The sequence below is a fragment of the Frankia sp. CcWB2 genome, from assembly GCF_977927585.1.
The window spans coordinates 5,466-7,087 of the sequence record NZ_CDWRCM010000018.1 but is presented as its reverse complement, the minus strand read 5'-3'; the positions used below and the strand labels follow the sequence as shown (position 1 = coordinate 7,087).

2 protein-coding genes are annotated in these 1,622 nt (G+C 73.6%); one reads left to right on the top strand and one right to left on the bottom strand.

The genetic code is table 11. The features are described from left to right. Positions 1 to 713 (bottom strand): helix-turn-helix transcriptional regulator (locus tag ACY45C_RS03665; RefSeq protein ID WP_462186237.1); only part of this gene is annotated, 713 nt, incomplete at its 3' end. A gap of 327 nt (positions 714 to 1,040) precedes the next feature. On the opposite strand from ACY45C_RS03665, the gene ACY45C_RS03660 reads away from it, so the two are divergent. Beyond that, on the top strand, positions 1,041 to 1,622 hold a 582-nt coding region (locus ACY45C_RS03660; RefSeq protein WP_462186236.1), incomplete at its 3' end, for a hypothetical protein.

Genomic DNA, 1,622 nt, shown 5'->3' with positions numbered 1-1,622 from the left:
CCGGGCGCCGTGCCCGCGGCGGGGTGGCTCACGGCGGGGTGGTTCGCGGGGATCTGACCCGCGGGGATGTGAGTCGTGCAGACGCCGTCGCCGTGCGCGATCGTCGCCAGGCGCTGCACGTGGGTGTCGAGCACGCGGGCCAGCACCGCGGTCTCGGCGTCGCACAACGCCGGGAAACGCTCCGCGACGAACTGGACCGGGCAGTGGTGCTGGCAGATCTGCAGACCGGTGGGCAGCGCGGAGACGCTCGCGGTGTACCCGGCGGCGGTCATCGCCTCGGCGAGCACCGCCGGACGATCCGCCGGCTCCGCCGCCACGACCGCCTCGCGCACCCGCCGCTCCAGGTCGACGGCGCGGGTGTCGGCGAACTGAGTGACCGCGCTCGCGCCACCCACCTCAGCCAGGAAGCGCAGCGCACCGGCCGCGAGATCGGAGTAGGCGCTGGGACCGGCATGATGGCCGGCCTCGGTGAGCGCGTAACGCCGGGCCGGGCGTCCCCGGCCACGCGGCCCCCGGGACCGGCTCTCCGTGGGCGTGATGATGCCATCCGCGACCATGGCATCGAGATGCCTGCGGATAGCCGCCGGGGAGACCCCGAGCTGACGGGACAGCTCGGCCGCCGTGGCCGAGCCGCCTTCCAGGAGCAGACGCACGACCCGGTCGCGGGTACGGCCGTCCGCCGTCCCGCTCGCCCCGTCGTGGTCGTATTTCACAACACCAGTGTGCCCTATTTCCCGGACGCGGTCGAACCGGGGTCGCCGGAACGACAGCCCAACGGGGCAATCTTCGTCACAGCAATGACGCAGATCACACTCGCCGGACGTGATCACACAACGGATACCCACGGGCCGTACCCGACCGGCGACCACGGGCGGCGGAATGCCAGACTTGCGCCCACTGCCGTACCTGCGCGCCCACCCGGGCGCGCACCCCGGGTCGGCACATCGGATGGGCACACCAGCGGGCCGGCGGTCGCGGCACGCGGCCGCGCCCGGCCACCACCGACCCGGAGACGATCTCAGGCGGGAGGCGACGGGCGGATGCGGTCACAACTGTGGCGCGGCGGAGTCCGGCGGGCGCTGCTCTCCCTCGGGCTGACTCTCCTGCTCGCGGCCTCGGCGGCCTGTAGCGGCGACGGGGAGAAGAGCAACGGGCTGGAGAAGCTGCCGGCCGGCGAGGTCGGCACGCGCACCCTGCAGGCGTTGCGCGCCGCGACCGGCGTCCACGTCGTCGGCACCGAGGCCGACCCGCGCTCGGACGCCCCCGCCCGTTACGACCTGGTGATGTCCGGCACGGTCACCCGTGGCACCATCGACGAGTACGGTCAGCGGACCCAGATCATCAAGATCAAAGACGACACCTACGTCCACCGCGGCCGCGCCTACTACGAGGGGACCGGTGACGCCGCGGCCGGAAGCCTCCTCGCCGACCGCTGGGTCCGCCTGGCCCCCGCCGACGCCGCGAAGTACAGCTACTTCACCCTCGACCGGCTCGCCGCGTCACTGACCAGCTACGTCGTCGGGCTGTCCGGCCCGGTGCGAACCGAGAAGCTGGCCGGCACCCAGGCCGTCCGGGCCGCGAGCCCCGGCGGAACGGCCTTCTGGGCGGCCAACACCGGACCC